The sequence below is a fragment of the Pseudomonas sp. Sample_21 genome (genome assembly GCF_004307525.1).
Classification (GTDB): Bacteria; Pseudomonadota; Gammaproteobacteria; order Pseudomonadales; family Pseudomonadaceae; genus Aquipseudomonas; species Aquipseudomonas atacamensis.
Genome location: NZ_RCNZ01000060.1, coordinates 1 through 25,239, shown reverse-complemented (window position 1 = coordinate 25,239; position 25,239 = coordinate 1). Strand labels below are relative to the sequence as shown.

Below are 25,239 nucleotides of genomic sequence, written 5' to 3'. Positions count from 1 at the left end.
CGAACCCCTGAGGCGAGGGGATTTACCCCTGTCCGGATGGGCACCTGTGGCGAGGGGATTTATCCCCGCTGGGTTGCGCAGCGACCCCAAAACCCTGCGACCGATCATTTCATCTGTATCGCGTGTACGGTGTTTTGCGACTGCTGCGCAGTCGAGCGGGGATAAATCCCCTCGCCACAACGGCGGTGTCATTCAGGAGCGGGCTATATTCGGGAACGATGTTGTCTTCAGGATGATCTAGTCTTGGCCAGTCCCAGGGAGAGATCGCCATGCACCGCTTTTTCGAGCAGCTCAGTTCCCGCATCATCGCGCCGTTCGTGGCCGGATCCTCGCGCAACAGCAAAGTCTGGCCGTGCCGTTGCGGCCAGTCGCTGTTCTTTCGCAACAGTCAGTGCCTGGCCTGTAACGCCTTGCTCGGCTATCAACCTGAAGAAAGTCGCCTGACCTCGCTGCAGCCGGGGCCGGAAGAGGGCACCTGGACGCTCGACGCCGATCCCGAGGCCGGACTGTTCCGCCGCTGCGCCAACCTCGACATGCCCGCCGCGTGCAATTGGCTGCTACCGGCCAACGATCACGACACCTTGTGCATCGCTTGCAGCCTCAACCGCACCATTCCCGACCTGTCCGTCGCGGAAAATCCCGAACGCTGGCGCAAGGTCGAAATCGCCAAGCGTCGACTGGTCGCGCAACTGATCACCCTCGGCTTGCCGGTCATCCCGAAAACCACGGATGAAGAAACCGGGCTGGCGTTCGACTTCATCGGTGTCGACCTGGAAGGCAACGCGCCGATGACCGGCCACGCCAATGGCCTGATCACCCTCGACATCAAAGAGGCCGACGACGCTCACCGTGAGCAGGTCAGGGCGGCGATGCACGAACCTTACCGCACGCTGCTCGGGCATTTTCGTCATGAGGTCGGCCACTACTACTGGGATCGCCTCATCGCCAACGGCCCTTGGCTGGACGCGTTCCGCAATCTGTTCGGCGACGAGCGCGCCAGTTACGCCGAGGCGCTGGACCGGCATTACCAGCAAGGCGCACCGCTGGACTGGCCGCAGCACTACGTCAGTGCCTACGCGACCATGCACCCATGGGAAGACTGGGCGGAAACCTGGGCGCATTACCTGCACATGATGGATGCGGTCGACACGGCGCTGGGCTTCGGCATGAGCGCGCGGGAAATGGACTTCGACTATCAGCCATTTCCCACCAGCACCCTGTACGACCCGGAGCACCCCGGCGGCACGGCATTCCTGTCGTTCGTCAATGCGTGGATCGAACTGGCCGGCATGCTCAACGAACTGTCGCGCAGCATGGGCCAGCCGGATTTCTATCCGTTCGTACTGCCGGCGGCGGCGATCGCCAAGCTGCACTTCATTCATCTGGTGATCCAGCAGGCGGGCGGCAGGGCGGATGAGGTGCTGGCCTTGTAGGTGCCGCAGGCCGTGATGTTTATGTCCTTGAAGCCGTTCAGGTTTTTTATCTGCAACCAACGGTTGTAAGTTCATCTCAGACAGGTACAATGGCGCGGCTCGCCGACAGGCAAGCGTCGTTATGGTGACCCCATCGGTCCCCCCGCAACGATTACCCGTGAACCTGGTCAGATCCGGAAGGAAGCAGCCACAGCGGGAACATTGTGTGCCGGGGTGTGGCTGGTGGGGGCACCACCTTAACCAACCTACCGAGAATTCAAAGAGAACTGCATGGGTTTCGCCCACTGCGGTTTTTTTATGCCTGCGATTTGGCTAGTGGCGTTGATCCGCCATCAGAAACGCGCGGCTCAGCCGCGTAGCGCCCCGGTACCCGTGCGGCTGTTGAAGGCGAACAGTGGCATACTCCCTCGCCTGGCATTGAGAGGTAAGGCAAGTGGGTGAAATCGACGATCTGACCCGGGAAAAACTGCGCGAATGGCAGATGCGGCGTCTGGAAGTCAAAACGCAGATGCAGGATCAGCCCGAGCGCACGCTGGAATTGTCGCGAGTGCTCGACCTGATGGATGAGGAGCACGCAGCGATTCTGGCGGCTTCGACCGTGTTCAACGCGGCTGAAGAAACTGCGCAGCCGCTCGCGGTGCAGGACCAGCCCGTCATCACTGAATCGGTGGCCGGCCAGTACGACCTGCAACTGCACGCCAGCGCGCAAAACCCTGAACACCTGCGCAAACTGCTGGAAATGGCGCTCTACGAAGTGCGGGCGCAGATTGAAGCAGGGCCGCTGGCTGCCGGCGCAGATCGACGCGGCATGTCCGGCACGCTCGGCGGTTACTCCTTCGAGCTGCGGATCAGCCCCGAGTCCGGCAGTGAGAGAAACTTGCCGCAGTCCCATGAAATGCACGACGAGAATGACCAGGACTGATCTGGTGTTGTATTAAAGCCCAGGCGGCGAGGTTGTATGCACCCGGAACATTTTGATTTGGCCACCCCGGTATTTCTGCCCATCACCCATGATGCGTGTACGGCGCTGTTGCAGCCCGAGGGTGACGCGACACTGGCCAGCCTGAGCGACCCGGAACTGGCGGCAGTGCTGGTCATCCAGAACCTCGCCCAGGCCACGGAACAGGATTTGAGCGCCAGCGCAGCGGAGAAGATCCTCGCCAGACTCATTGACTGGTCTGTCACCTCTCGGCGCACCGGATCGGCGGGACTGCTTGCAGAGGCGCGGCGTCTGTTCGATTCGCGCAAATTGTATTTCGGCCTCAATGCGCTCAAAGGCCTGAACCTGCGCTTTCTCATGGCCGATGAAGTCGCCGCGCAGGCATTTCTGTTGCCCGGCGGGCAGTGGGATGCGGACTACAAGATCCGCCATCAGCAACAGAACAACCCGTTTCGCCAGCAAATGGTCACGCCACGTGAGCGCGAGCACTGGTTAAGCGCCGCGCAGGACAAACTGTTGCGAACCTTCCGTGCCAACCTCGACGAAGACCTGCACGTGCAGGGTTATGCGGGCATCGGCAAGAGCTACATGCTCAGCGCGCTGATCGAATGCCTGCGCTCGAAACGCACTCTGGTACTGGCGCGCACCCCGGCGAAACTGGCGACGCTGCGCAAGCACATCGTTCAGGTCCACGACACGGAAGTTGGCCAGACCTTTTTCGATTTCGCCCAGGCTCAACTGCTCGGTCCCCGGTTGCCTATGGCCAGAGCGCCGGCGCGTCTCCCGAGCAAGCAGGCGCTGGCGCAGGAACTGAATATCTTCGGCTTTCGCCACCACGACGGGCCGGGCACCCTCGAAGTTTGTCTGCGCGTGCTCAAGTTGTACTGCGCCTCAAGAGATCACACGCTGTCCGCCAGGCACTTGCCGCATTTTCAGCAGCCCTTGACCGGCGCTGACTCGCAGGCGCTGCTGGAATACTCCAGTCGCCTGTGGGTGTATCTCGAGGCCAATCCGGCCTGGGCCAGCCAGACCGGCTTTCCGACGTTGCTCATGATCAAGCGCGCCAGTCTGGCCGGTTGCCGCGTCCCGCCGCGCTACACCCATGTGATCATCGACGAAAGCCAGGACGTGCCGGCGTCGCTGCTGCAAATCATCGAGCGCGGGCAGCAGGTACTGATCACCCTCGGCGATGAGTATCAGCAGGCCACGGGCGAGGCGCCCAAGCGCAAGCGTGAAGTCCGCCAGAGCGATATCTGCTATTCGGTGCGTTCGGGGCGCAATGTCGAGCGCCTGGTCAATCCGCTGATCTCGCGCCACACGCACAAGAGCAAAGTGCCGTTCGAAGGCGCTCGTCACGCCGACGTCGATATCGAGTACTACCCGCAAGCCTTCGTGCCGCCCGAAGGTTGCGTGGTGCTGACCGCGTCACCGTGGGACACGATGATGTGGGCCATCCACCTGCACGATTGCAATTGCGCCTTCAGTTTCCCCGACCGGGAAGCGCAGGACGACATCAAGCATTTCATGACCACCGCCATCGAGCTGTTCCGGCGCGATTTCTACCATGCCGGGTCCAGCGAGAAAGGACCGCACCCGTATTTCAGCGACATGGCTGATTGGCAGATGGTGCGTGAGGCCAACCGTTTCGACGAGGCGTTTTTGTGGATCGAAGCGCAACTGCAGAACGGCTTCATGATTGCCGACCTGACGCGACTGAGCCAAAAGATCATCGAGCCGGGCAAAGCCTGCCTGTTGATGATGGCCGAGCGGGCTGGCGGCATGGAGTTCAGGCGCGTGCTGTTGACCCGGACGTTGCTCAGTAACGAGAAATTCAAGGATGCCTACGAGTTCGATCAGCGCATCTGCGCGGTGTACATCGCCGTGTCTCGTGCCCGGCAGCAGCTCTATCTGCCTTACGACGTGGTCGAGTGGATCGATTATCACCACAGCCGTGAGCCGAAATTCCGCGAATCGCACGGTTATTGACCTCGGCCCACATGGGGTTAGGGTGTGGTTGAAGAGGCGCCGGTGTACAACCGGATTATGTCGTCGATCTCGCCGGACATTTTCATCCGCAGCAACGTGCGCAGGATCCGCTGCACCGGCACGTTCGGGTCGTTCCTCACATAGCAGCCGATATTCTGTTCCTGCAGCACCGCGACCCCTTGCAGCTGCTGCTCCGGCAACAGGCGCTGATTGATCCAGTCCAGCGTCCACTGATTGCTCACCGCATAGCGGTATCGCCCGGCCAGCAGCTTTTCCAGTACCTGTTCCTGATTGCGCGCGTCTTCGCGTTGCAACTGGTCGGCGTCGAACAGCGGTTGCAGGGTAGGGTAGCTGTAGCCGAGAACGGTGCCGATGGCCTGGCGCGGTAGCTGGGCGGGATTGATCTGCGCCGGTTGTTCCTTGCGGCTGATCAGCAGGTCGCGCTGAAACCACAACGGCACGCTCCAGATGTAATCGCCGGACTGATTCGGCAGCCACGACTGTGCGGCATAGCAGCGCACGTCGATGTCGCCGTGCTCCATGGCGCTCTGTACCCGCGCGCGCGGCAGGACGACGAACTGCGCTGGCGCGCCGACCTGGGTCGCCAGGCTGAGCAGGACGTCGTGCAGAATGCCCTGGGTCGGTCTGCCGCCTTGCAGTTGCACCATCGGCATCGCCCAACTGTCCGGCACGGCGAAGCGCAACGGCGCTTGCGCTGCCATCGCGTTGAGGCTGATACCCAGCAATGCCGCCACGGCCCACCGCATAGACGCTCCGGTAATTCCCCATCCCGAGCTGATAAAAGCCTCTGCTGATGCAGCTTAGCCATATTAGACGAGGACACCGGATGCAATTTTGCCCTTGCTCCGCTAGCATTAGCCGCTTCTGCTTCCTTCGCTGCGACGGTTTTCGATGAGTTATCAGGTTCTTGCACGTAAATGGCGTCCACGCTCGTTCCGCGAAATGGTCGGCCAGACCCATGTGCTCAAGGCTCTGATCAATGCCTTGGACAGCCAACGGCTGCACCACGCCTACCTGTTCACCGGGACGCGCGGGGTCGGCAAGACCACCATCGCGCGGATCATTGCCAAGTGCCTGAACTGCGAGACAGGTATCACCTCCAGTCCCTGCGGCGAGTGCTCGGTGTGCCGCGAGATCGATGAGGGGCGTTTTGTCGACCTGATCGAGATCGACGCCGCCAGCCGCACCAAGGTCGAAGACACCCGCGAACTGCTCGATAACGTGCAGTACGCGCCAAGCCGTGGGCGCTTCAAGGTCTACCTGATCGACGAAGTGCACATGCTTTCCAGCCATTCCTTCAATGCGCTGCTGAAAACCCTCGAAGAGCCGCCGCCCTACGTCAAGTTCATCCTGGCGACCACCGATCCGCAGAAACTTCCAGCAACGATTCTTTCGCGTTGCCTGCAGTTCTCGCTGAAGAACATGACGCCCGAGCGTGTGGTCGAGCACTTGACCCATGTGCTGACCGCAGAAAACGTACCGTTCGAAGACGATGCACTGTGGCTGCTCGGCCGCGCTGCTGATGGCTCGATGCGTGACGCCATGAGCCTGACCGATCAGGCCATCGCGTTCGGTGAAGGCAAGGTCCTCGCGACCGACGTGCGCGCGATGCTCGGCACGCTGGATCACGGTCAGGTCTATGACGTGCTGCATGCGCTGATCGAAGGCGATGCCAAGGCGCTGCTCGAAGCCGTGCGGCATCTGGCCGAGCAAGGTCCGGACTGGAACGGCGTGCTCTCGGAAATTCTTAACGTGCTGCACCGCGTGGCCATCGCTCAGGCGCTGCCGGAAGGGGTCGACAATGGCCACGGCGACCGTGATCGCGTATTGGCCCTGGCCCAGGCACTGCCGGCCGAAGATGTGCAGTTCTATTACCAGATGGGCCTGATCGGGCGCCGCGATTTGCCGCTGGCGCCGGACCCGCGCGGCGGTTTCGAAATGGTCTTGCTGCGGATGCTCGCGTTCCGCCCGGCGGATACAGCGGATGCACCGAGGCAACCGCTAAAGCCAGTGGGGATCAGCCAGGCCACAGTTGATTCCGCAAACTCAGTGGCTGCCGCGCCGAAGCCTGCGCCGGTGGTCGCTGCGGCTGTTGCGCCCACACCTGCGCCCGCACCGGTAGCGGCGCCGGTTGCCGAGCCAGAACCTGTGGCTGCGGTTGTCGAAGCACAACCGGAGCCTGAGCCAGTCGCCGTCGAAGCCGCGGTCGATCTGCCGTGGAACGACCCGGTGGAAGCCGACGCCGAGCCTGCGCCCGTTCAGCAACCCGCCGTCGAACCAGTGCTGGAAACCGCTGGCGAGCAGCCCGAGCTGCCGCCGATGCCGCTGCCGACCCCGGACAGCGTGGTGCCGGATGCGCCGGAGTGGGCCGCTGCGCCGATTCCCGAGCCGTCCGTCGCCGAGGTCGATGCCGCTACGCCGGGCATGGACATGGACGACGAACCGCCGCTGGATGAAGACTACATCGAGCCGGACATGGATTCGGCCTACAGCTACCTCGACGAACTGGCCAGCGAACACGCCGCTGATCCCGAGCCTGAGCCCGAGCCGGAACCTGCCGCCGCGCCGGCCACCGGTCTGGCCCTGCAATGGCTGGAGCTGTTCCCGAAGCTGCCGATTTCCGGCATGACCGGCAGCATCGCCGCCAACTGCACATTGATTGCGGTCGATGGCGATCACTGGCTGATGCACCTTGACCCGGCCCACAGCGCCCTGTTCAACGCCACGCAACAGCGTCGTCTCAACGACGCGTTGAACCAGTTCCACGGGCGCACGCTGACCCTGACCATCGAGCTGATCAAGCCTGAGCAGGAAACCCCGGCCCAGGCCGCCTCGCGCCGCCGCGCCAATCGCCAGCGTGAGGCGGAGGAATCGATCCACGGTGATCCGTTCATCCAGCAGATGGTTCAGCAGTTCGGCGCGGTGGTGCGAAGCGATACTATTGAACCTGTCGACGCCTTGGTCACCCAAGGCTAATAACTGAAGGTGCTCGGCCAAGATGGCCGGGCGCTGTTTTATCCAAGTACGTTTGAGGTGATTCCCATGATGAAAGGTGGCATGGCCGGCCTGATGAAGCAGGCGCAGCAGATGCAGGAAAAAATGGCCAAGATGCAGGAAGAACTGGCCAACGCCGAAGTCACCGGCAAGGCCGGCGGCGACATGGTCACCGTGGTGATGACCGGTCGTCACGACGTCAAAAGCGTGAGCATCGACCCAAGCCTGGTCGAAGGCCTGAGCGAAGACGACAAAGAAATGCTGGAAGCCGTGGTCGCTGCCGCCGTCAACGACGCCGTGCGCAAGATCGAAGCCAACAGCCAGGAAAAAATGGGCAGCATGACCGCCGGCATGAACCTGCCAGCGGGTATGAAACTGCCATTCTGATTCGCCTTTGGGCGGCAGATGAGCTACACAAAATGCCAGGCATTGTGCCTGGCATTTTTGTTTCTGCGCGGCGCGGATCGTTCCTGCGCTCTGCGTGGGAATGCCTCTGGGGACGCTCCGCGTTCCAGCTTGCGATTGGGGCGCGGAGCGTCCCGGGCTGCATTCCCACGCAGAGCGTGGGAACGATCAGTGGGAGCGCGCCTCGGGCAAAACTGCAGAAACATCGAACACACCACCGCTACCAAGGTCTGCTCCCTATACACCGAATTCCCCATTCACAGGAGACGCTGACATGTCCGACCCTCTCACCCTCAATCAACGCTTCGTCCTCGCCTCGCGCCCGACCGGCGCGCCGACCCCGGAGAACTTTCGTCTCGAGCGCGAGGCGCTGCCGGATCTGCAGGACGGTCAGGTGCTGTTGAAAACCCTGTACCTGTCGCTCGACCCGTACATGCGCGGACGTATGAGCGACGCACCGTCCTACGCTGCGCCAGTGCAAATCGGCGAAGTCATGACTGGCGGCGCGGTCAGCCGGGTCGAGCAGTCCAATCATCCGAAATTCCACACTGGTGATCTGGTGGTTGGCGCCACCGGTTGGCAGAGCCACAGCATCAGCGACGGTCGCAACATCATGCCGATCCCGGCCGGCCTGCCGAGCCCGTCGATGGCCCTCGGGGTGCTGGGTATGCCGGGCATGACCGCGTACATGGGCCTGATGGACATCGGCCAGCCGAAAGAAGGCGAAACCCTGGTGGTGGCTGCGGCGTCCGGCGCCGTCGGCTCGGTGGTCGGGCAAGTGGCGAAGATCAAAGGTCTGCGCGCGGTCGGTGTGGCCGGTGGGGCCGAGAAGTGCAAATACGTCGTTGAGGAGCTGGGTTTTGATGCCTGCATCGACCACAAGGCCGACGACTTCGCCGAGCAATTGGCCAAGGCCTGTCCCAACGGCATCGACATTTATTATGAGAACGTCGGCGGCCATGTCTTCGACGCAGTCTTGCCGTTGCTCAATCCCAAGGCGCGCATTCCGTTGTGCGGCCTGATCGCCGGCTACAACGCCGCCGAAGCGCCGACCGGCCCGGATCGTCTGCCGATGCTGCAACGCACTTTGCTCACCAAGCGTGTGCGTATTCAGGGCTTCATCGTCTTCGACGATTACGGTGATCGTCAGCCGGAATTCATCAGCCACATGGTGCCGTGGGTACGCGACGGCAAGGTGAAATTTCGCGAAGACGTGGTCGAAGGCCTGGAGCAGGCGCCCGAGGCGTTCATCGGTCTGCTGGAAGGGCGCAACTTCGGCAAACTGGTGGTCCGGGTCGCCCAGGACTGAGGATTTGACGCTGGCCAGAGGCGCGGGTATAAACCGCGTCTCGTTGTTTAGTCGGACTGTTTACCCATGAGCTTCAGCCCCTTGATTCGCCAACTGATCGACGCTCTGCGCACCTTGCCGGGCGTGGGTCAGAAAACCGCTCAGCGCATGGCGTTGCAGTTGCTCGAACGTGATCGCAGCGGTGGTACCCGTCTGGCCCAGGCCTTGAGCCAGGCCATGGAAGGCGTCGGCCATTGCCGCCAGTGCCGCACGCTGACCGAAGACGACCTCTGCCCGCAATGCGCCGACCCGCGCCGCGATGACACGCTGCTCTGCGTGGTCGAAGGGCCGATGGATGTTTATGCGGTGGAGCAGACCGGCTTCCGTGGCCGCTATTTCGTGCTCAAGGGGCACTTGTCGCCGCTGGATGGCCTGGGGCCGGAAGCGATCGGGATTCCGCAACTGATGGCGCGGATAGCAGAGGCGGGGACCTTTACCGAAGTCATCCTCGCCACCAACCCGACCGTGGAAGGCGAGGCGACCGCGCACTACATCGCGCAGTTGCTCAACAACAAAGGCCTGGTCGCCTCGCGGATTGCCCACGGCGTGCCGCTGGGCGGTGAGCTGGAGCTGGTCGACGGCGGCACGCTGGCGCATTCGTTTGCCGGGCGTAAACCGATTTCCCTCTGAATTTGCGGCGTCTGAACTGACGCCTTCGCGAGCAAGCTCGCTCCCACATTGGTTTTGTGTCGTTCACAAATCCCCTGTGGGAGCGAGCCTGCTCGCGAATGGCGCGCCGCGGTCCATCTGATTCACACAATTTCATTGATAACCAAGCAAGCGCTCGGTTAACGTCGGCGAACCCTTCCGTGGAGCTCGCCCATGCCTGCCTTTCAGGAATACTTCGACCCCAGCCATCAATTGGTCCGCGACAGCGTCAGACGTTTCGTCGAACGCGAGATCCTGCCGGACATCGATCAGTGGGAAGAAGCCGAAAGCTTTCCCCGTGAGCTGTACCTCAAGGCCGGTGCGGCGGGCATTCTCGGTATCGGCTATCCCGAAGCGCTCGGCGGCAGCCATGAGGGCGATCTGTTCGCCAAGGTCGCCGCCAGTGAAGAGCTGATGCGCTGTGGCTCTGGTGGCCTGGTGGCGGGGCTGGGTTCGCTGGATATCGGCCTGCCGCCGATCGTCAAATGGGCGCGGCCTGAAGTTCGCGAGCGGGTGGTACCGCTGGTGCTCAGCGGCGAGAAAATCAGCGCGCTGGCAGTCACCGAGCCCGGCGGCGGCTCCGACGTCGCCAACTTGCAAACCCGCGCCGTGCGTGACGGTGACTTCTACCGGGTCAGTGGCAGCAAAACTTTCATTACCAGCGGTGTGCGCGCGGATTTCTACACCGTCGCGGTGCGTACCGGTGCGCAGGGGTTCGGCGGTATCAGCCTGTTGCTGATCGAGAAGGGCACGCCGGGTTTCAGTGTCGGTCGGCAATTGAAGAAAATGGGCTGGTGGGCGTCGGACACCGCTGAGTTGTTCTTCGACGATTGCCGCGTGCCTGTAGGAAACCTCATTGGCGGAGAGAACATGGGCTTCGCCTGCATCATGGGCAATTTCCAGAGCGAACGGCTGGCGCTGGCGCTGATGGCCAACATGACGGCGCAATTGGCGCTGGAGGAGAGCCTCAAGTGGGCGCGCGAGCGTGAGGCGTTCGGCAAACCCATCGGCAAATTTCAAGTGATCAAACATCGCCTCGCCGAAATGGCCACGGCGCTGGAAGTGTCGCGCGAGTTCACTTACCGGCAAGCGGCGAAAATGGCGGCGGGGCAGAGCGTGATCAAGGAGATTTCCATGGCGAAGAACTTCGCCACCGACACCTCGGACCGGATCACCACCGAAGCGGTGCAGATTCTTGGCGGGCTCGGTTACATGCGTGAAAGCCTGGTGGAACGGCTGTATCGGGATAACCGCATTCTGTCGATTGGCGGCGGAACGCGGGAAGTGATGAATGAAATCATCAGCAAGCAGATGGGGCTTTAAATCTTGCGGTGTAGCTGCCGGCCCCTTCGCGAGCAGGCTCGCTCCCACAGTTGTAATGCATTGCCCTGTGGGAGCGAGCCTGCTCGCGAAAGCGGCCTGTCAGACGCTGCTTATTTATCGGTCAAAGCAAACTGCGTCAGGCAAAACGTCGGAATACCCATATCCTGCAAGCGCTGCGAGCCTTGCAGCTCTGGCAGATCAATGATGGCCGCCGCTTCATGCACCCGCGCGCCCATGCGGCGAATCAGGTTGGCCGCTGCGATCAGCGTGCCGCCGGTAGCGATCAGGTCATCGAACATCACCACCGAATCGCCTTCACACAGGCTGTCGGCGTGCACTTCCAGAAACGCTTCGCCGTATTCGGTCGCATAACCTTCGGCGAGCACGTCCGCCGGCAGTTTGCCTTGCTTGCGGAACAGCACCAGCGGCTTGTTCAACTGGTAGGCCAGTACAGAACCGATCAGAAAACCACGGGCATCCATGGCGCCGATGTGGGTGAAGTCGGCTTCGACATAGCGGTGGGCGAAGCTGTCCATCACCAGGCGCAGGGCCGTCGGCGACTGGAACAGCGGGGTGATGTCGCGAAAGATCACGCCCGGTTTCGGAAAGTCGATCACGGGGCGGATCAGGGATTTGATGTGGAAGGAGTCGAAGACCATCGGGGTGTCCTGGCAGGGCTGCAAACGGCGCAGTATACCCGCGGCTGAAACGATTCGCTCAACCGCGGGTCGTGATCAGCCTTCGATCGACCCGCCAGCCAGCGCGCACAACTGGATCGGGTCGAGGATGTGGATCTCCTTGCCCTCGGCGGCAATCAGCTCGTTCTGCTGGAAACGGGTGAACACCCGCGACACGGTTTCCACCGCCAGGCCCAGGTAATTGCCGATTTCATTGCGCGACATGCTCAGCCGGAACTGGTTGGCCGAGAAGCCGCGAGCACGGAAACGTGCCGACAGGTTGACCAGAAAAGTGGCGATGCGCTCGTCGGCGGTCTTCTTCGACAGCAGCAGCATCATTTGCTGATCGTCGCGAATCTCGCGGCTCATCACCCGCATCAACTGGCGGCGCAATTGTGGCAATTGCAGCGCGAGTTCGTCGAGGCGTTCGAAGGGGATTTCGCAGACCGAAGTGGTTTCCAGCGCCTGGGCCGAGACCGGGTGTTTTTCGGTGTCCATGCCCGACAGGCCAACCAGTTCACTCGGCAGGTGGAAGCCGGTCAGTTGCTCTTCGCCGGCATCGCTCAGGCTGAAGGTTTTCAGCGCGCCGGAGCGGACTGCATAAACGGAATCGAAGGTGTCGCCCTGGCGGAACAGGAACTCGCCTTTCTTCAGCGGGCGGCCGCGTTTAACGATTTCGTCGAGCGCATCCATGTCTTCCAGATTCAGAGAAAGTGGCAGGCAGAGCGGGGCCAGGCTGCAATCCTTGCAGTGGGCCTGGTTGTGAGCGCGCAGTTTGACTGGCTCGGACATTTCTTCAATCCTTGTGGGAAAACACACATAAGCCGTAAGGGTAACCCACGGAAGGACATTCAGGCCAGCACGCGGCGGCGTTGTCCTACAGACATAAAGCCGCAGCACCGGCGGCCGATAACCCACTATCAGTACTCATCCAAGGAAGGCCCCGATGACCGCCATTGGCACGCTAAGCCCCGGTAGCAGCGGCATTGCTGCTTCGCCGGAGGTAACCGGTCCCGACGCTGCAATCGACCGCGACGACGCATTGTCGAATACGGCAACCCCGACCTTGGTCGAGGGCGTCAAAGTGTCGCTGTCCGGCGCGGCCATCGCCAAATCCGCCGCTGTCGGCGGCGAAAACAGCGACATCGACAACAGTGGCTTGCCGGAGAACATCCAGCAGTTGCTGAAGATGATTCGCAAGATCCAAAAAGAAATCATCGAGAAAAAAGCCCGCATGGCGGCGGTCATGTCAGACAGAACCCTCTCCAACGAGGAAAAGATCAACAAGCTCGCCGCATTACGTGGCGCCATCGCCGCCCTCAACAGCGGCCTGATCACCGCCAACCTTTCCTTGTCGAAAGTCATGAACCAGTCGGCGCTCAACCCTGATCAGAACCTCAAGGTCGGCTCGTTGCTGACCAAGCCTTAAATCACTCGCGAGAAACGCTGGCGGTTCTGCTGCTCCAGGTACGCATCGAAGACCATGCACACCGAGCGCACCAGCAATCGGCCCGCCGGCAGCACCTCAATGCGCTCGCGCTCGAACCTGATCAGGCCATCCTCGGCCATACCTTGCAACTGCGGCCACAGCGCGCCGAAGTAGCCTTGAAAATCGATGTTGAACTGCTGCTCGATCTCGGCGAACTCAAGTTTGAAATTGCAGATCAGTTGCTGAATCACTGCGCGGCGCAAGCGGTCGTCGGCGTTGCACACTAGGCCGCGACTGGTCGCCAACTGCGCGCTGGCGAGGCTGTTCTGATACGCGTTGAGGTCGCTGCTGTTCTGGCAGTACAGATCGCCGATCTGGCTGATCGCCGACACGCCCAGGCCAATCAGGTCGCAATGGCCGTGGGTGGTGTAGCCCTGGAAGTTGCGTTGCAGGGTGTGTTCTTCCTGGGCAATCGCCAGTTCGTCATCGGGCAGGGCGAAGTGGTCCATGCCGATGTAGCGGTAGCCAGCAGCGGTCAGTTGCTCGATGGTGCGCTGGAGCATTTCCAGCTTGTGCGCCGGGCTCGGCAAGTCGCTGCTGTTGATCCGCCGTTGCGGCATGAAGCGTTCCGGCAGGTGCGCATAGTTGAACACCGACAGGCGATCCGGTTGCAGACTGATCACTTCCTCGACGGTGCGAGCGAAGTTGTCCGGTGTCTGCTTTGGCAGGCCATAAATCAGATCGATGTTGATCGAGCGAAACTGCAAAGTGCGCGCCGCATCGATCACCGCGCGGGTTTCTTCCAGGCTTTGCAGGCGATTGACCGCGCGCTGCACCGCCGGGTCAAGATCCTGCAGGCCAATGCTGACCCGGTTGAAACCCAGTTCGCGCAGCAGGCCCATGGTCGACCAGTCGGCTTCGCGGGGGTCGATTTCGATGCCGTAATCGCCCGAATCATCGTTGAGCAAGTTGAAATGCTTGCGCAGGTGCGCCATCAACTGACGCAACTCGTCGTGGCTGAGAAAGGTCGGTGTGCCGCCACCGAAATGCAGTTGCTCGACGGTTTGCGCCGGGTCGAGGTGGCAGGCAATCAACTGGATTTCCTGCTCAAGCCGTTGCAGATACGGTTGCGCGCGACCGCGATCCTTGGTGATGACCTTGTTGCAAGCGCAGTAGTAGCAAATGTTCGCGCAGAACGGCACATGCACGTACAGCGACAACGGCCGCTGCGCCTTGCGGCTGTCGCGCAGGGCATGGAACAGGTCGAAAGTGCCGACCTGACCGTGAAATTGCACGGCGGTCGGGTACGAGGTGTAGCGTGGCCCCGCCAGATCGTAGCGGCGGATCAGATCAGAGTCCCAACGAATGGCGTCGAGCATGCGGGCATTCCCCCGGATAGGCTGGCAGTGTGGCGAGTCTAGGGGAGGGCGTTACAGGGCATCTTGATTTGCATCAACGGCGAGGATTTGTGTTGTTCGTGCGGGCGTCTTCGCGAGCAGGCTCGCTCCCACATTGGATTTGCAGCGTACTCAAGACCTGTGAAAGCGAACCTGCTCGCGAAGGCCGCGTCACACATTTAATGGCCCATAAGCCAATGCTGATGCGGGCCGGGAAGGGTCCATAAGCCAAACAGAATCACCAGCAAGCCCCCCGCCATGCGCACGCTGCGTTTGCGCAAGATCGCCGTCACCCGTTCAGCCGCCAGCCCGGTGGCGAGCAGCACCGGCCAGGTGCCGAGGCCGAAAGCGAGCATCAGCAACGCACTGTCCAGCGCATTGCCTTGACTCGCGCTCCACAGCAAGGTGCTGTAAACCAGCCCGCACGGCAGCCAGCCCCACAGTGCGCCGAGCAGCAAGGCACGCGGCAGGCTGGAAACCGGCAGCAAGCGATTCGCCACCGGTTGAATGAAACGCCACAAGCCACGCCCGAGCGCTTCGATACGGGTGAGCCCGCTCCACCAACCGGCCAGGTACAAGCCCATGGCAATCAGCAGCAACCCGGCCAGTACGCGCATGAACAGCGCCGCCGGGCTGTTGGCGACTGCCCAGCCGGCGAGGCCGATGAGCAATCCCGCCGTGGCATAACTGAGAATCCGCCCGAGGTTATACGCCAGCAACAGACGAAAGCGCCGGCTGCGCTGCTCCTTGGGAATCGCCAGGGTCAGCGCGCCCATCAGGCCGCCGCACATACCCAGACAGTGGCCGCCTCCGAGCAGGCCGAGGATCAGCGCCGAGACCAGCAGGGGCGCCAGTTCAAGCATGGGGCGGCACCTTGTCGTCCGGTTTGCCGGCGTTGGCTTCGTCCACCGCAGCGGTGTGGTTGGGATCCTGATCGTCAAACAGGATGCTGTGCGCCGGGCCGTCGAGGTCGTCGTACTGACCGCTGTCCACCGCCCAGAAGAAGATGTACACGGCGATGGCGACGATGAGCAAGGCAGCGGGAATCATCACGTAGAGAGCTGGCATCGGTAACTCCAGGCCCGCGCGGCTCAGGCCGGCAGCGGGCGGGTTTGGGTCGGGCTGCCGGCGGCCGGCGCGCTCGGCAGGCGAGTCAGGCGCAGGGCGTTGAGCACCACGGTCAGCGAACTGATCGACATGCCGACCGCCGCCCACACCGGAGTGATCCAGCCGAGGGCGGCGAACGGCAACATAAGGCCATTGTACAGCGCTGCCCACAGCAGGTTTTCGATGATTACCCGGCGCGTGCGTCGCGCCAGCGTGAAAGCTTGCACCAGAGCGTCAAGGCGGTTGGAAAGCAACACCGCATCGGCGCTGGTTTTCGCCAGATCGGTGGCCGAGCCCATGGCCACGCTGATATCGGCCGCAGCCAGCACCGGCACGTCGTTGACGCCGTCACCAAGCATCAACACTTTGCGTCCTTCCTTGTGCAGTTGTTGCAGCACTTGCAGTTTGTCATCGGGGCGCAAGCCGCCACGGGCCTCGTCGATGCCCAGTTCGGCGGCGACGCTGGCGACCATCGGCGAACTGTCGCCGGACAACAGCAAGGTGCGCCAGCCCCGCGCTTTGCAGGCCGCGAGCAGGGCGGGAGCGTCGTCACGCAGACGATCATCGAGCACTAGCCACGCCAGCGGCCCGTGGGTGTCAGCGAGCAGCAACCATTGTCCGGCTTCATCAGGCATTGACGGCAGTGCCGCGCCGCTCAGGGCGCAGGCAAATTCGGCCTGACCGATGCGCAAGCGTTGCTCACCGACCACGCCCTCCAGGCCAAGCCCCGGTGTGCTGTGTACGTCCTCAGCGGCCAGCGGCGCACGCCCGAAAGCGCGGGCAATCGGGTGTTCCGAACGGTTTTCCAGCGCAGCGGCAAGGCTCAGGCATTGCTCGCTGTCGAGCGCGCCGAGCGGGCGAATCGAGCGCAGCACCAAGCGGCCTTCAGTGAGCGTGCCGGTCTTGTCGAAGATCACTGTGTCGATCTGGTTCAAGCCTTCCAGCACATGGCCGCGTGTCAGCAGCAGGCCGAGTTTGTGCAGGGTGCCGGTGGCGGCAGTGAGGGCGGTCGGCGTCGCCAATGACAGCGCGCACGGGCAGGTCGCTACCAGCATGGCGAGGACGATCCAGAACGCCCGCGCTGAGTCCAGCTGCCACCACAGCAGGCCGATCACTGCCGCAGCAATCAGCGACAGCAGCAAAAACCATTGCGCGGCGCGGTCGGCGATTTCCGCCAGACGCGGTTTCTGCGCCTGAGCGCGATCGAGCAGGCGCACGATCGCGGAGAGACGCGTGTCCTGTCCCAGCGCCTGCACTTGCACGGTCAATGCGCCTTCGACGTTGAGCGTGCCCGCAGTGACCGCATCACCGAGCGTGCGTGGCTGTGGCAGGTATTCGCCGGTCAGCAGCGATTCGTCGATGCTCGACTGGCCGTCGATGATCTTGCCGTCTGCCGGCAGAATCGAGCCCGGCTGCACCAGAATCCGCTCGCCCACGCGCAACTCGCTGAGCAGGATGCGTTCGCTCTGGCCATCGCTATCCAGGCGCAGGCACGAGGCCGGTAACAGGTTGACCAGTTGCGCGGTGGCAGCAGCGGTGCGTTCGCGGGCGCGGCGTTCCAGATAGCGCCCGGCCAAAAGAAACAGGGCGAACATGCCGACCGCATCGAAGTACAGCTCGCCGACCCCGGTGATCGACGTCCAGATCCCGGCGATGTAAGCGCTGCCGATCGCCAGCGACACCGAGACGTCCATGGTCAGGTGGCGGGTGCGCAGATCGCGCATTGCGCCTTTGAAGAACGGCGCGCAGCTGTAGAACACGATGGGTGTGGTGAGAAACAGCGCGACCCAGCGCAGGATTGTGTGCAGCTCCGGGCTCAGATCGATGTTGAATTCCGGCCAGGTGGCCATGGTCGCCATCATCGCCTGAAACCACAGCAACCCGGCGACGCCGAGCTGGCGCAGGGCCAGGCGATTCTCGCTGGCCAATTGTTCGCTCGCGCGATCGGACTGGTACGGGTGGGCGGCGTAACCGATGTGGCGCAGCTCGGCGAGGATCTGGCTCAGCGGCAATTGTGCGTCGGCCCAGCGTACGTGCAGGCGATGGTTGGACAGGTTCAACCGCGCTTCGGCGACGGCGGGGAGGGTGCGCAGGTGTTTCTCGATCAGCCAGCCGCAGGCGGCGCAACTGATGCCTTCCATCAACAAGGTGGTTTCGGCCAGATCGCCTTCGTGGCGCACGAAGGGTTGCTGCACGTCGGCGCGGTCGTACAGCGCCAGTTCATCAGTCAGTTGCACCGGCAGCGCTTCGGGATTGGCCGACGCTTCGCTGCGATGCTGGTAATAGCTTTCCAGACCACCGGCGACAATGGCTTCGGCCACCGCCTGACAGCCCGGGCAGCAGAACTCGCGGGCCTGCCCGAGGACGACGGCGGTGAAGCGGCTGCCGGACGGGACGGGCAGGGCGCAGTGGTAGCAGGGGGTTGGGCTGGTCATGGTGCGCGTTCCGATGATCGTTCCCACGCTCCGCGTGGGAATGCCTCCCCGGACGCTCCGCGTCCGCTTCGGCTGGGACGCGGAGCGTCCCTGGCTGCGTTCCCACGCAGAGCGTGGGAACGATCAGAGTAAGGCTTAGTTTTTCAGGTCTTCGGCACCCTGCAATGGCTCATCACCCAGCAGCAGTTCCTTGTCATGGCTGACCAGTTCTTCTTCAAACATGCGCCACACGTGCTCATCCTGGCTGCCAAGCAACTCGACAAACCGTCGCCCTTCAACCTTGTCGCTCAACTGGCCGATGTAGCGCCCGCTCTCGCTGCCACTGCGGGTCAAAACAATCTTGCGATCCTTCTCCGGCTGGGTCGGCGAGATCAGGTTCAGTTCCAGGGTTTGCGGCTGGCTGTCACCGTTCAAGCGCAGATCGACTTCACCGGTCACGTCATCCAGATGCACCGCCGCACGCAGCTTCAGGGTTTGCGCCAGCAGCTCGCGATCCAGTGAACGGTTGATGCCTTTGCCCGCTTCGTAATAGTTGTCGTTGACCAGATTGTCCGGGTTGTTCACCGCGATGGTCACCATGGACAGGGTCAAGGCCACCGAGCAGGCCAGAATCGCGATGATGATCCACGGCCAGAGGTGCTTGTACCAGGGACTTGCGGCGTTTGCAGCGGGCATGTTCAAAATTCTCTCAACGGATTTGTGGGCCGATGAATCGGCTCTTGGCTTCAACGTGGACGCTGTTGTCATCGGCGTCCTTGAGGATGAATTTCACCTCATTGGTACTCGATGGCAGTTGTTCCGGTGCGCTCGACAACTCGACCGGCATGCTGACGATATCGCCGGCAGCAACCTTGATCTCGCGCTTGCCTTGCAGGCGCAGGTCCGGCAGGCCCTCGGCTTGCAGCAGGTAAGTGTGGTCGCGCTGATCCTTGTTCATGATCTTCAGGCTGTAGACGTTTTCGATCCGGCCTTCAGCGTTTTCGCGGTACAGCACGCGGTCCTTGCTGACGTCGAAACCGACCAGTGAGCGCATGAAGAACGCGGCGACCAACAGGCTGATCATCGCCAGCAGCACTACGGCGTAGCCGATCAGGCGCGGTCGCAGTTTATGGGTTTTCTGCCCGGAGAGGTTGTGTTCGGTGGTGTAGCTGATCAGCCCGCGCGGGTAATCCATCTTGTCCATGATGCTGTCGCAGGCATCGATGCACGCAGCGCAGCCGATGCACTCGATCTGCAGGCCATCGCGGATGTCGATGCCGGTCGGGCAGACCTGCACGCACATCGTGCAGTCGATGCAATCGCCCAGCCCCAGCGCCTTGTAGTCGATGCCTTTCTTGCGCGGCCCACGGCTTTCGCCACGGCGCGGGTCGTAGGAAACGATCAGCGTGTCCTTGTCGAACATCACGCTCTGGAAGCGCGCATACGGGCACATGTAGATGCACACCTGCTCACGCAACCAGCCGGCATTGCCGTACGTGGCGAGGGTGAAAAAACCGACCCAGAAATACGACCAGCCATCGGCCTGACCGGTGAAAAATTCGATGACCAGTTCGCGTATCGGCGAGAAGTAGCCGACAAAGGTCATGCCGGTGACAAAACCGATCAGCAGCCACAGCGAATGCTTGGCCAGTTTGCGCAGGAATTTGTTGGCGCTCATCGGCGCCTTGTCGAGCTTGATGCGCTGGTTGCGGTCGCCTTCGGTGACCTTTTCGCACCACATGAAAATCCAGGTCCACACGCTCTGCGGGCAGGTATAACCGCACCAGACGCGCCCGGCGTACACGGTGATGAAGAACAGGCCGAACGCGGCAATGATCAACAGCCCCGAGAGCAGGATGAAATCCTGTGGCCAGAAGGTCGCGCCGAAAATGAAGAACTTGCGCTCCGGCAGGTTCCACCACACCGCCTGGTGACCGCCCCAGTTCAGCCACACCGTGCCGAAATACAGCAGAAACAACGCCGCACCGCCGAGCATCCGCAGATTGCGGAACAAGCCGGTGAAGGCACGGGTGTAGATTTTTTCTCGTGAGGCATAAAGGTCGACGCTGTTGTTCGCGTTCTTGCTCGGCGGCGTGACGTCGTGTACCGGAATCTGATTGCTCATCATTGCATCCCACGGCAGTGGAAAAATGCCTCGGTCGATACGTGCCAACCGAAGTCAAAAAGGGCTGTTGCAGTAGCGTGATGATACGCCTGCCGCTCTGGCTCAAGGGTGCGACCTTTGGTCGCGTTGGGTAAAAAATGCGGATGGTGTAGCGATTGCGCAAAAGCCTGACGCAGATCAATTGACTTGTTGAGTATGGACGGTTTTGCCGAAGCGGCTAGTTCATCTTTTCAATCGCTTGTTCAAGCAACAACCGTCGATGTCGCAAGTTGAACGACAAACCGTCCGTCGTTGCCACTTCGGCTACAAGAGCCACAGATTGAATTGGCTGCCTGTTACAAGTTGTTGGGTCTGAAATATATAAACTTGATTGTTGTTTATGAATGCTTTGAAGTTTTAGCTGTGATCGCATAAGTTTTGCTCTCGCGAAATTCTTTTGCGTATTGATAGTTAACTTAAATGGAATTTAAAAGCATGAATTTGAATAATCTCAAGAGCATCTTTGTGGGTGCCTGGATGTTAGCTTCGGCTATTACCGCTCAGGCCGCTACTGACATGCCGAAACACATGGTGTTTGCTTCGGATACTCAATATCCGTGGACGGACAAGACCGATCGCCGCATACCCGAATCCGATTCCGAATTCAAGGACCGCTCGAAATGGCTGGTGGAAACCCAACTTGCGAGCATTGCCGAATTCAGAAATCAACACGGCTCTCAAGCGCAGGTTCCCTTGATGATCAATGGTGATATAACCGCATTCGGACATGGCTGGCAGCGCTCGTTCATGAAGGATCTGCTGGATAAACATTTCAAGGGCGAATATCTCTACGGGCTTGGTAATCACGACTATGAAAACAATGTCGATGATTGCTTTAGCAATAGCTGCGCGGCAGGAAGTATCGTCGAGTTCAAGGAGCATCATGAGGGTAAGGTCGATAACTTTGATCTGAAGATTACCAGTGGCTTTCTGAGCAAGACCTATTCGGGCAGTCTCGCCTATTCGAAAAATATCGGTGAAGTGCATATGGTTCAGCTCAACAACGAACCGACCTATACCGCCCGGATTGCTCATCCATTGAACCCGACGACGTTCGAAATCAACGATGCTCTGGACTGGCTCGAGACGGATCTCAGGCTGGCGCGAGCGTCGGGCTACGCCATCATCATCAACATGCATAAGCCGTTGAACCACATGGGAACCCAGGCGCAACAGAAACGCTTCTACGACATGGTTAACAAATATCGAGTGACGGCGATTTTTGCCGGCCATTTGCACGAGGACGGAGGTGATGCCTATCAGCAAGGTAACGTGCCCATGTACCTGAGCGGCAGTACCTCTCAGCAAACCTATCTGATTGCCAGTTTCACTGAGGATCGCAAGCAACTCCAGGTGTACCTGGTGAAGAACAACCAATGGCGCAATCGAACGTTGATCGACACCACTGTGGTGCATTCAATCTTCGCCCAACGCCCCTGACAAAAGCCCCGCCGCTGATAGGGCGGGGTCTTCATCAATCAGGTGTTGGCAGCGATCCATGGGTTGATCAGATTGACGCCGCTGTGTTGGAAGTCCGCAATGTTGCGAGTTACCAGCGTAAGCCCGTGTACAAGCGCGGTGGCGGCGATCAAGGCGTCGCATTCATTGCTGCGGTCGGGAACATGCAATCGTGCGCACCGGATGGCGACGCTGCTATCGACCGGCAGGATTCTGCCAGAGAACGCCGGTTTGACGTGATGTTCCAGCCAGTTGCGCAGCAGTTGGCCTTGTGAAGGGTCACGACGTTCGATACGCAGGACGCCCGTTTCCAGTTCCAGCACAGTGATTGCGGATAGATACAGGCTGGCTGGGGAAATGCTGTTTGCCCATTTCACCACATGCCTGTCGGCTTGGTTTTTCCGCAGCTCGGAAACTACATTGGTATCCAGCAGAAACATCAGGAAAGGTCCACGCTGCGAGGAGTGATGACGGCGCGCTCGGGTTCGAATTCGATTTCAAGCGCATCCGGCATCGCCAGTAGCTCAACGATGCTGGTCTGGCAACCCGTCAGTTTCTGGTACTCCTCGATGCTGAGCAACACGTGGGCAGGCCTGCCTCGGTCAGTAATGATCACTGGACCTTGATGCGTGGCTTTTTTGGCTGCACTGGTGTCCTGGTTGAACTCGCGGCTGGAAATAGTGGTGATGGCCATCATGTTTGGCCTCCAGAAATTCTGATGTAGGAACGTTACTACCTTGAGATTTCCCCTGCAATCGGAAAGGCGGGTCGAGGACGATCGGTTTGTCACTTTCATAAGGGCACCGGCGAAAATGCCTCCCGCCAAGACGCGAGGCGCTGGATATAGGGCGTAAATTCGGTGTTTTTTGCTGCCCTTGTCAGAGCAATCTACCGCCGCCGAGGCCGTCGAGTCCGCCACCGTTACCGGGGCTGATAATGGTTTTCTGCGATACCTCGAGTAACGGTTTCACAATTCGTTCGAACCCTGCCCTATGGGTCGAGCCGGGCTGAGGCTGATTTTGCAGTGTGCTTTGGTCGTCTTTCGACATTGGGGCTTCATCCTTGAAGTGGAGCCGATATGGCTTATCGGGGCGAAAAAAAACCTACCGTGCATCTCAGCTCAGGTCCATCGAGCAAGCGTTTCGAATCGTGAATGCCAGCATGAAAAAAGGCCCCGCCAATTCCCATTGGCGGGGCCTTTTTTGCTTCAAGCGTTGGCCTTACTCAGCCTTCGCCTCCGGTGCTTTTTCACCGTGAGACAGGCTGTAAACATACGCCGCCAGCAGGTGCACCTTGTCATTGCCCTGCAGTTGTTCCTGAGCCGGCATCTGGCCCTGACGGCCGTAGCGGATGGTCTGCTGCAGTTGCGCGAAGCTCGAGCCGTAGATGAATGCGCCCGGATGGGTCAGGTCAGGCGCACCCATGGCCGGGGTGCCTTTACCGGCAGGGCCGTGGCAAGCCACGCAGTTGGCGGCGAAGAGTTTCTGGCCGTTGGCCGGGTCGGCCTTGGTGCCTTCCGGCAGTTTGCGCCCGTCGAGATTGGTCACCACGAAGGCCGCTACGTCAGCCACGCCTTGCTCACCGATCACTTCCGCCCACGCCGGCATCACCGCGTGGCGGCCGCCCATGATGGTGGTCTTGATGGTTTCCGGCTCACCGCCCCAGCGCCAGTCGGCGTCGGTCAGATTGGGGAAGCCATAGGCGCCCTTGGCGTCGGAACCGTGGCACACCGAGCAGTTGGACGCGAACAGACGGCCGCCCATCTTCAGTGCTTGCGGATCCTTGGCGACTTCTTCGATCGGCATCGCCGCGAACTTGGCGAAAATCGGACCGAAGCGCGCGTCCGAACGGGCCATTTCCTTTTCCCACTCGTGGACGCCGGTCCAGCCGGTCTGGCCGTTGGCGAACGCGGTCTGCTTCTCGGTATCCAGATAGTTGTAGCCCGGCAGCAAACCTTTCCAGTTGCCCAGACCCGGGTACAGCACCAGATAACCCAGGGCAAAAATGATGGTGCCGACGAACAGCATGAACCACCATTTCGGCAGCGGGTTGTCGTACTCCTCGATCCCGTCGAAGGAGTGGCCGACCGTCTCGTCCGTCTGTTCGCTGCGCTGGCCCTTGCGGGTCGACAGCAGCAGCCAGGTCAGGGCGAAGATCGTACCGAGACTGAGGACTGTGACGTACAGACTCCAGAATGTAGTCATTCTTTGTTACTCCTAGAAGCTTGCTCGACGTGCTTGATGGCTTCGGGATCATCGGCAAAAGGCAGCATGGTCGCGTCGTCGAATTCCGACTTGCGCTTGGGGCTGAACACCCACAAGGCCAGACCGATGAAGGCCACCATCACGACCACGGTGCCCAGGCCTCGAATCATCCCGATATCCATCAGATTCACCGTTTGCTTTTGATGATGGTGCCCAGGCCTTGCAGATAGGCCACCAGCGCGTCCATTTCGGTTTTGCCCTTCACGGCATCCTGTGCACCGGCGATGTCTTCGTCGGTGTAAGGCACGCCGAGGGTGCGCAAGACTTCCATTTTTTTCGCGGTTTCCTTGCCGTCGAGCTTGTTTTCCACGAGGAACGGGTAAGCCGGCATTTTCGACTCGGGGACCACGTTGCGCGGGTTATACAAGTGCGCACGTTGCCAGTCATCGGAGTAACGACCGCCCACGCGGGCCAGGTCCGGACCGGTGCGTTTGGAACCCCACAGGAACGGGTGGTCCCAGACGCTTTCACCGGCAACCGAATAGTGGCCATAGCGTTCGGTTTCAGCGCGGAACGGGCGGATCATCTGCGAGTGGCAGCCGACACAACCGTTGGCGATGTACACGTCGCGGCCTTCCAGTTCCAGCGCCGAGCGCGGCTTCATGCCCTCGACCGGCTTGTTGGTGACGTCCTGGAAGAACAGCGGAACGATTTGGGTCAGGCCACCGACGCTGACGGCGATGACCATGAAGAAGGCCAGCAGGCCAATATTCTTCTCGACAGCTTCATGCTTCATCAGTGAGCTCCAACGACGGCAATCTTGGCGGCGGCTTCGGCTTCAACCGGATCCGACGCACGAACGGTGCGGTACACGTTGTAAGCCATCAGCAGCATGCCGCTGGCAAAGAAAGCACCGCCCAGCGCACGGACGATGAAGCCCGGGTGGCTGGCCTGCAGCGCTTCGACGAACGAGTAGGTGAGGGTGCCGTCATCGTTGATTGCACGCCACATCAGGCCCTGGGTGATGCCGTTGACCCACATCGAGGCGATGTAGAGCACGGTACCGATGGTCGCAAGCCAGAAGTGCGCATTGATCAGCCCGGTGCTGTGCATCTGCGCCCGGCCGAACAGTTTCGGAATCATGTGGTAGATCGCGCCGATCGAGATCATCGCTACCCAACCGAGGGCGCCGGCGTGTACGTGGCCGATGGTCCAGTCGGTGTAGTGCGAGAGCGAGTTGACGGTCTTGATCGCCATCATCGGCCCTTCGAAGGTCGACATGCCGTAGAAC

At 60.9% G+C, this 25,239-nt stretch carries 25 protein-coding genes and 1 other RNA gene; 11 read left to right on the top strand and 15 right to left on the bottom strand.

From position 1 onward, the window contains the following. Nucleotides 1-269 precede the first annotated feature (269 nt). The 4 genes from D8U71_RS09890 to D8U71_RS09875 all read left to right on the top strand — a co-directional run bounded on the left by D8U71_RS09890 (nucleotide 270) and on the right by D8U71_RS09875 (nucleotide 4,359). Entirely contained in the window at nucleotides 270-1,433 is a 1,164-nt protein-coding gene (locus D8U71_RS09890; protein ID WP_125927747.1) for a putative zinc-binding metallopeptidase, read from the top strand. A gap of 131 nt (nucleotides 1,434-1,564) precedes the next feature. Beyond that, nucleotides 1,565-1,661: signal recognition particle sRNA small type (ffs, locus tag D8U71_RS09885), an RNA gene on the top strand. 205 nt (nucleotides 1,662-1,866) lie between these two features. Further along, nucleotides 1,867-2,355, top strand: a complete 489-nt coding sequence (locus tag D8U71_RS09880; protein WP_177434895.1) for a hypothetical protein — start codon at nucleotides 1,867-1,869, stop codon at nucleotides 2,353-2,355. A 36-nt stretch (nucleotides 2,356-2,391) separates the two neighbouring features. Next, nucleotides 2,392-4,359 (top strand): hypothetical protein, encoded by a 1,968-nt coding sequence (locus D8U71_RS09875; RefSeq protein ID WP_130887689.1) that lies wholly within the window; start codon nucleotides 2,392-2,394, stop codon nucleotides 4,357-4,359. A 17-nt stretch (nucleotides 4,360-4,376) separates the two neighbouring features. Here the strand turns inward: D8U71_RS09875 and D8U71_RS09870 are convergent, their stop codons facing one another. Next, on the bottom strand, nucleotides 4,377-5,126 hold the full coding sequence (locus D8U71_RS09870) for a transporter substrate-binding domain-containing protein (RefSeq protein ID WP_073474002.1): 750 nt from the start codon (nucleotides 5,124-5,126) through the stop codon (nucleotides 4,377-4,379). 145 nt (nucleotides 5,127-5,271) lie between these two features. On the opposite strand from D8U71_RS09870, the gene dnaX reads away from it, so the two are divergent. The 5 genes from dnaX (at nucleotide 5,272) to D8U71_RS09840 (ending at nucleotide 11,098) form a co-directional block, all read left to right on the top strand. After that, nucleotides 5,272-7,356: a DNA polymerase III subunit gamma/tau gene (dnaX, locus tag D8U71_RS09865; RefSeq protein ID WP_130887688.1), complete on the top strand. Its 2,085-nt coding sequence runs from the start codon at nucleotides 5,272-5,274 to the stop codon at nucleotides 7,354-7,356. Nucleotides 7,357-7,422: 66 nt separating this feature from the next. Further along, nucleotides 7,423-7,761 (top strand): YbaB/EbfC family nucleoid-associated protein, encoded by a 339-nt coding sequence (locus tag D8U71_RS09860; RefSeq protein ID WP_003223337.1) that lies wholly within the window; start codon nucleotides 7,423-7,425, stop codon nucleotides 7,759-7,761. Nucleotides 7,762-8,053: 292 nt separating this feature from the next. Continuing rightward, nucleotides 8,054-9,088, top strand: coding sequence for an NADP-dependent oxidoreductase (locus tag D8U71_RS09850; protein WP_024012324.1), 1,035 nt, complete (start codon nucleotides 8,054-8,056; stop codon nucleotides 9,086-9,088). Nucleotides 9,089-9,154: 66 nt separating this feature from the next. Continuing rightward, the gene (gene recR, locus D8U71_RS09845) at nucleotides 9,155-9,757 is read left to right on the top strand and encodes a recombination mediator RecR (protein WP_110601360.1); all 603 of its coding nucleotides are present in this window, start codon (nucleotides 9,155-9,157) and stop codon (nucleotides 9,755-9,757) included. Nucleotides 9,758-9,949: 192 nt separating this feature from the next. Continuing rightward, nucleotides 9,950-11,098 (top strand): acyl-CoA dehydrogenase family protein, encoded by a 1,149-nt coding sequence (locus tag D8U71_RS09840; protein WP_130887687.1) that lies wholly within the window; start codon nucleotides 9,950-9,952, stop codon nucleotides 11,096-11,098. A gap of 110 nt (nucleotides 11,099-11,208) precedes the next feature. Here D8U71_RS09840 and D8U71_RS09835 read toward each other — a convergent pair whose 3' ends face one another. Continuing rightward, nucleotides 11,209-11,757 (bottom strand): adenine phosphoribosyltransferase, encoded by a 549-nt coding sequence (locus D8U71_RS09835; RefSeq protein ID WP_130887686.1) that lies wholly within the window; start codon nucleotides 11,755-11,757, stop codon nucleotides 11,209-11,211. A gap of 75 nt (nucleotides 11,758-11,832) precedes the next feature. Then, nucleotides 11,833-12,567, bottom strand: coding sequence for a fumarate/nitrate reduction transcriptional regulator Fnr (fnr, locus tag D8U71_RS09830; RefSeq protein ID WP_016773865.1), 735 nt, complete (start codon nucleotides 12,565-12,567; stop codon nucleotides 11,833-11,835). Nucleotides 12,568-12,721: 154 nt separating this feature from the next. Here fnr and D8U71_RS09825 point away from each other — a divergent pair, with 154 nt between their 5' ends. Further along, nucleotides 12,722-13,204, top strand: a complete 483-nt coding sequence (locus D8U71_RS09825; protein ID WP_016773866.1) for a hypothetical protein — start codon at nucleotides 12,722-12,724, stop codon at nucleotides 13,202-13,204. Here the strand turns inward: D8U71_RS09825 and hemN are convergent. The 6 genes from hemN to ccoG all read right to left on the bottom strand — a co-directional run bounded on the left by hemN (nucleotide 13,201) and on the right by ccoG (nucleotide 20,247). Further along, the gene (hemN, locus tag D8U71_RS09820) at nucleotides 13,201-14,583 is read right to left on the bottom strand and encodes an oxygen-independent coproporphyrinogen III oxidase (RefSeq protein WP_125927757.1); all 1,383 of its coding nucleotides are present in this window, start codon (nucleotides 14,581-14,583) and stop codon (nucleotides 13,201-13,203) included. The two genes, D8U71_RS09825 and hemN, sit on opposite strands and share 4 nt — an antisense overlap. Nucleotides 14,584-14,780: 197 nt before the next feature. Next, a complete protein-coding gene (locus D8U71_RS09815; protein ID WP_041479091.1) occupies nucleotides 14,781-15,464 on the bottom strand; it encodes a sulfite exporter TauE/SafE family protein in 684 nt (227 codons plus the stop codon). Further along, complete coding sequence (gene ccoS / locus D8U71_RS09810; RefSeq protein WP_016773869.1) at nucleotides 15,457-15,669, bottom strand: cbb3-type cytochrome oxidase assembly protein CcoS; 213 nt, start codon at nucleotides 15,667-15,669, stop codon at nucleotides 15,457-15,459. Before ccoS ends, D8U71_RS09815 begins: the two co-directional genes overlap by 8 nt. Nucleotides 15,670-15,692: 23 nt before the next feature. Next, nucleotides 15,693-18,143, bottom strand: a complete 2,451-nt coding sequence (locus D8U71_RS09805) for a heavy metal translocating P-type ATPase (RefSeq protein WP_130887685.1) — start codon at nucleotides 18,141-18,143, stop codon at nucleotides 15,693-15,695. A gap of 135 nt (nucleotides 18,144-18,278) precedes the next feature. Beyond that, complete coding sequence (locus tag D8U71_RS09800; protein ID WP_041479088.1) at nucleotides 18,279-18,818, bottom strand: FixH family protein; 540 nt, start codon at nucleotides 18,816-18,818, stop codon at nucleotides 18,279-18,281. A 13-nt stretch (nucleotides 18,819-18,831) separates the two neighbouring features. Next, a complete protein-coding gene (ccoG, locus tag D8U71_RS09795; protein ID WP_041479087.1) occupies nucleotides 18,832-20,247 on the bottom strand; it encodes a cytochrome c oxidase accessory protein CcoG in 1,416 nt (471 codons plus the stop codon). Nucleotides 20,248-20,763: 516 nt separating this feature from the next. Here ccoG and D8U71_RS09790 point away from each other — a divergent pair. After that, on the top strand, nucleotides 20,764-21,726 hold the full coding sequence (locus tag D8U71_RS09790) for a metallophosphoesterase (RefSeq protein WP_241664218.1): 963 nt from the start codon (nucleotides 20,764-20,766) through the stop codon (nucleotides 21,724-21,726). Nucleotides 21,727-21,764: 38 nt separating this feature from the next. Here the strand turns inward: D8U71_RS09790 and D8U71_RS09785 are convergent, their stop codons facing one another. The 6 genes from D8U71_RS09785 to D8U71_RS09760 all read right to left on the bottom strand — a co-directional run. Beyond that, the gene (locus tag D8U71_RS09785) at nucleotides 21,765-22,184 is read right to left on the bottom strand and encodes a type II toxin-antitoxin system VapC family toxin (protein WP_110601377.1); all 420 of its coding nucleotides are present in this window, start codon (nucleotides 22,182-22,184) and stop codon (nucleotides 21,765-21,767) included. Continuing rightward, nucleotides 22,184-22,438, bottom strand: a complete 255-nt coding sequence (locus D8U71_RS09780) for a type II toxin-antitoxin system Phd/YefM family antitoxin (protein ID WP_038861980.1) — start codon at nucleotides 22,436-22,438, stop codon at nucleotides 22,184-22,186. Before D8U71_RS09780 ends, D8U71_RS09785 begins: the two co-directional genes overlap by 1 nt. Nucleotides 22,439-22,964: 526 nt before the next feature. After that, a complete protein-coding gene (ccoP, locus tag D8U71_RS09775; RefSeq protein WP_024012333.1) occupies nucleotides 22,965-23,948 on the bottom strand; it encodes a cytochrome-c oxidase, cbb3-type subunit III in 984 nt (327 codons plus the stop codon). Further along, nucleotides 23,945-24,130 (bottom strand): CcoQ/FixQ family Cbb3-type cytochrome c oxidase assembly chaperone, encoded by a 186-nt coding sequence (locus tag D8U71_RS09770; protein ID WP_016775513.1) that lies wholly within the window; start codon nucleotides 24,128-24,130, stop codon nucleotides 23,945-23,947. Before D8U71_RS09770 ends, ccoP begins: the two co-directional genes overlap by 4 nt. Nucleotides 24,131-24,135: 5 nt before the next feature. Continuing rightward, nucleotides 24,136-24,744, bottom strand: coding sequence for a cytochrome-c oxidase, cbb3-type subunit II (ccoO, locus tag D8U71_RS09765; protein ID WP_007917161.1), 609 nt, complete (start codon nucleotides 24,742-24,744; stop codon nucleotides 24,136-24,138). Further along, nucleotides 24,744-25,239: cbb3-type cytochrome c oxidase subunit I (locus D8U71_RS09760; protein ID WP_177434894.1), on the bottom strand; the 496-nt coding region annotated here is incomplete at its 5' end. The genes D8U71_RS09760 and ccoO, both read right to left, overlap by 1 nt.